Origin of the sequence: Saccharopolyspora sp. 7B (assembly GCF_020177435.1) — a bacterium.
In the GTDB taxonomy this organism is placed as follows: domain Bacteria; phylum Actinomycetota; class Actinomycetes; order Mycobacteriales; family Pseudonocardiaceae; genus Saccharopolyspora_C; species Saccharopolyspora_C gregorii.
Genome location: NZ_JAIUKC010000256.1, coordinates 1 through 4813, shown reverse-complemented (window position 1 = coordinate 4813; position 4813 = coordinate 1). Strand labels below are relative to the sequence as shown.

Below are 4813 nucleotides of genomic sequence, written 5' to 3'. Positions count from 1 at the left end.
CCGCCGCGCGCGCCCCCCCCCGGCGGGGGCCCCCCCCCGGCCCGGGGGGGGGGCCGCCCCGCCCCCCCCCCCGCGCGGCGCCCCGCACCCCGGCCGGGGCGGGGCCGGCGCGCCCGCGCGGAGGTTCCGCCCGCACGGGGGCGGGCGGAACACGCGAGCAGGGGCGTTCGCCGGGGGCGGGCGCCCCTCTCGCACGTCGGGGGCGGGTCAGCCCACCTCCTCCGGCCGCTCGACCGGAGCCACCTCCCCGGTGCGCAGCTTCTCGCGGAAGCTCCGGAGCTCGCGCTTGACCACGGGCAGCAGCAGGTACAGCCCGATGATGTTGAACAGGGCGAGCGCGAACAGCACCGCGTCCGCGAAGTCGAGCACGCTGGTCAGCGTCAGCACCGAGCCGATCACGGTGCACGCGCAGAACAGCACGTTGTAGGCGGTCTCCTTCGCCTTGGACTTGCCGAACAGGAACAGCCACGCCCGCTGCCCGTAGTAGCCCCAGGTGATGATCGTGGAGATGGCGAACAGGGCCACCGCGAGCGTCAGCACGTACGGGAACCACGGCAGCACGGTCGCGAACGCCTCGGAGGTGACGGTGACCCCGTCCGGGGTCTCCCCGCCGCCGAGCACCTGCCGCTGCGCGTCGAGCCAGAACTCGGTGCGGGCGATGACGATGGTCAGCGCCGTCATGGTGCAGATGATCACGGTGTCCACGAAGGGTTCGAGCAGCGCGACGAAGCCCTCGCTCACCGGGTGCCGGGTCTTGACCGCGGAGTGCGCGATCGGCGCCGAGCCGAGCCCCGCCTCGTTGGAGAACGCGGCCCGCTGGAACCCGATGATCAGCACGCCGATCGCCCCGCCGAACCCGGCGGCCGGGGTGAACGCGCCGCGCACGATCTCGCCGAGGGCGGCGGGCACCGAGGTGATGTTCACGCCGATCACGATCAGGCAGGCCACCACGTAGATGATCGCCATCGTCGGCACCAGCTTGCTGGTGGCGGCGCCGATGGACTTGATGCCGCCGATGATGACGGCGCCGACCAGCGCGGCCAGCACCAGCCCGAAGGCGAGCGCGGCGCCGTCCCCGCCCAGCCAGCCCTGCTCGCCGCCGGTGACGTTGCGCAGCTGGGCGAAGGTCTGGTTCGCCTGGAACATGTTGCCCCCGGCGATGCCGAAGAACAGGATCATGATCGCGGCGAGCACGGCCAGCACCTTGCCGAGCCGGGCGCCGAAGCCGCCGGGGAACCGTTCGGCGATGCCCTTGCGCAGGTACTGCATGGGGCCGCCGGAGACGGTGCCGTCCTCGTGGATGTCGCGGTACTGCACGCCGAGGGTGCATTCGACGAACTTGGTGCACATGCCCAGCAGGCCGCACACGATCATCCAGAAGGTCGCGCCGGGGCCGCCGACGGTGACGGCGACCCCGACACCGGCGATGTTGCCGAGGCCGACCGTCGCGGAGACCGCGGAGGAGAGCGCTTGGAAGTGGGTGATCTCGCCGGGGTCGTCCGGGCGGGAGTACTTCCCGCGGACCAGCGCCAGCGACAGGCCCAGCGAGCGGAACTGGATGAAGCCGAACGCGACGGTGAACGTGGCGGCGGCGATCACCAGCCAGGCCACGATCCAGGGGAACGTGACGCCGAACAGCGTGAGTTCGCCGAACACGAGGTTCGAGAACCAGTCGGAGATCGGCTCGAAGACGGTGTTGATGGTGTTCTCGACCGCGGAGAGCGCGCCGTCCCCGGCGGCGAGCACCTCGGTGTGCGGGAGCGGGCTCGCCGGTGGCGGGCCGGATGTGTCGGGCATGGCGGGTAGTGGACCAAGGCGACAATTGGGACTCAATGCTTTTCGGTGGCCAGTGGGTGAATTCGCGCCCGTTTTGCGACTCGTGGTGATCGGCAGCCCGTCGAACGGGCGAGCGGAACGGGGTGGACGGGCGAAGGGATGCCCAGTCGGCCGCGACGGGTGTATGGTTGAGCGCAACGGACTCAACTTTCATGCGGAGGTTCCGTTTCGCCCGCCGCGCCGGGGCCTCCGCCGGTGTTGCACGGCGGGCGCTCTGCGCGAGCATGGAGGCTCGCGCGCGACGCCCCGGCGAGGTGGAGGAATGGACGCTTTCAACCCGACGACCAAGACCCAACAGGCGATCTCCTCGGCGGCCCAGGCCGCCACGGTGGCGGGCAACCCCGACGTGGGCCCCGCCCGGCTGCTCGGCGCGCTGCTCGCGCAGGGCGACGGCATCGCGGCGCCGCTGCTGACCGCGGTCGAGGCCGACGTCGCGGACGTGCGCCGCGAGGTCGAAGCGCTGATCAACGCGCAGCCCGCGGCCTCCGGCTCCACCGTGTCCGCGCCGCAGCTGTCCCGCGACGCGCTCAAGGCCGTGACCCACGCCCAGCACCTGGCCACCGAGATGGGCGACGACTACGTCTCCACCGAGCACCTGCTGGTCGGTCTCGCGGCCGAAGGCGGCCAGGTCGCCGACCTGCTCCGCAGGCACGGCGCCACCCCCGAGGCGCTCCGCGACGCCTTCGCGAAGGTGCGCGGCTCGGCCCGGGTCTCCAGCCCCGACCCGGAGGGCACCTTCCAGGCCCTGGAGAAGTACGGCCAGGACCTCACCGCGCGCGCCCGCGGCGGTGAGCTCGACCCGGTCATCGGCCGCGACTCGGAGATCCGGCGCGTGGTGCAGGTGCTGTCCCGGCGCACCAAGAACAACCCGGTGCTCATCGGCGAACCCGGCGTCGGCAAGACCGCCATCGTCGAAGGCCTCGCCCAGCGCATCGTCGCCGGTGACGTACCCGAATCGCTGCGCGGCAAGCGCGTCGTCGCCCTCGACCTCGGCTCGATGATCGCCGGCGCCAAGTACCGCGGCGAGTTCGAGGAGCGGCTCAAGGCCGTGCTCAAGGAGATCACCGACTCCGCGGGCGAGGTCGTCACGTTCATCGACGAGCTGCACACCATCGTCGGCGCCGGTGCCACCGGCGAAGGGGCGATGGACGCGGGCAACATGATCAAGCCGATGCTGGCCCGCGGCGAGCTCCGCATGGTCGGCGCCACCACCCTCGACGAGTACCGCGAGCACATCGAGACCGACGCCGCGCTGGAACGCCGCTTCCAGCAGGTCATGGTCGGCGAACCGAGCCCGCAGGACACCGTCGCGATCCTGCGCGGGCTCAAGGAGCGCTACGAGGTGCACCACGGCGTGCGGATCACCGACGGCGCGCTCGTCTCCGCCGCCACGCTCTCCGACCGGTACATCACCGCGCGGTTCCTGCCGGACAAGGCCATCGACCTCGTGGACGAGGCCGCGTCCCGGCTGCGCATGGAGATCGACTCGCGGCCGGTCGAGATCGACGAGGTGGAACGCGCCGTGCGCCGCCTGGAGATCGAGGAGATGGCGCTGGCCAAGGAGACCGACGTCGCCTCCGTCGAACGGCTCGCCACCCTGCGCGGCGAACTCGCCGACCGCCGCGAACGGCTCTCCGAGCTCACCGCGCGCTGGCAGGGCGAGAAGGAGTCCATCGACAAGGTCCGCGACCTCAAGACGCAGCTCGAACAGCTCCGCGGCGAATCCGACCGCGCCGAACGCGACGGCGACCTCGGCAAGGCCGCCGAACTGCGCTACGGCCGCATCCCCGCCCTGGAGAAGGAGCTCGCCACCGCCACCGAGGCGCAGACCGAGCAGAAGGCCATGCTGCAGGAGGAGGTCACGCCCGACGACGTCGCCGACGTGGTCAGCTCCTGGACCGGCATCCCCGCCGGACGGCTGCTCGAAGGCGAGACCGCGAAGCTGCTGCGGATGGAGGACGAGCTGGAGACCCGGGTCGTCGGCCAGGCCGAAGCGGTGCGCGCCGTGTCCGACGCGGTGCGCCGCGCCCGCGCGGGCGTCGCCGACCCCGACCGGCCCACCGGATCGTTCCTGTTCCTCGGGCCGACCGGCGTGGGCAAGACCGAGCTGGCGAAGGCGCTCGCCGGGTTCCTGTTCGACGACGAGCGGGCGATGATCCGCATCGACATGAGCGAGTACTCCGAGAAGCACTCGGTGGCCCGCCTCGTCGGCTCCCCGCCCGGCTACGTCGGCTACGACCAGGGCGGCCAGCTCACCGAATCGGTGCGGCGCAGGCCGTACTCGGTGGTGCTGCTGGACGAGGTCGAGAAGGCGCACCCGGACGTGTTCGACGTGCTGCTGCAGGCGCTCGACGACGGCCGGCTCACCGACGGCCAGGGGCGCACGGTGGACTTCCGGAACACCATCCTGGTGCTCACCTCGAACCTCGGTTCGCAGGCCATCGCGGACCCGAACCTGACCGAGCAGCAGCGCGACGAAGCGGTGCTGTCCGTGGTGCGCCAGCAGTTCAAGCCGGAATTCCTCAACCGGCTCGACGACATGGTGGTGTTCCACTCGCTGTCCACCGAGGAGCTGACGTCCATCGTGGACATCCAGGTGGAGCGGCTGGCGGACCGGCTCTCCCAGCGGCGGCTCACCCTCGACGTGCGGCCCGCCGCGCGGGACTGGCTGGCGCTCAACGGGTTCGACCCGGTGTTCGGGGCACGTCCGCTGCGGCGGCTCGTGCAGTCCGCGATCGGCGACCAGCTGGCGAAGCAGCTGCTGTCGGGCGAGGTGCGGGACGGGGACGCGGTCCTGGTGGACGTGGCCGACGACAACTCGGCCTTGACCGTTCGGGCGGAGTGACCGTCTTCTCGGCCTGATCGGGGGGCGGGTGGCGGAACCTCAGCGATTCCCTCGCTGTCCTCGCGAGGGAACCGCTGAGAACCCGCGGGTGGTCCCGTTGCGTGCTGGGTCTCCGCTCAGCGGCTTCGCCGC

2 protein-coding genes are annotated in these 4813 nt (G+C 71.8%); one reads left to right on the top strand and one right to left on the bottom strand.

What is annotated here, in order from left to right:
• Positions 1–207: 207 nt before the first annotated feature.
• The gene (locus LCD33_RS28265; RefSeq protein ID WP_224967890.1) at positions 208–1797 is read right to left on the bottom strand and encodes a sodium:alanine symporter family protein; all 1590 of its coding nucleotides are present in this window, start codon (positions 1795–1797) and stop codon (positions 208–210) included.
• Positions 1798–2098: 301 nt separating this feature from the next.
• Between LCD33_RS28265 and clpB the strand changes: the two genes are divergently transcribed.
• Complete coding sequence (clpB, locus tag LCD33_RS28260; protein ID WP_224967892.1) at positions 2099–4681, top strand: ATP-dependent chaperone ClpB; 2583 nt, start codon at positions 2099–2101, stop codon at positions 4679–4681.
• Positions 4682–4813: the final 132 nt, after the last annotated feature.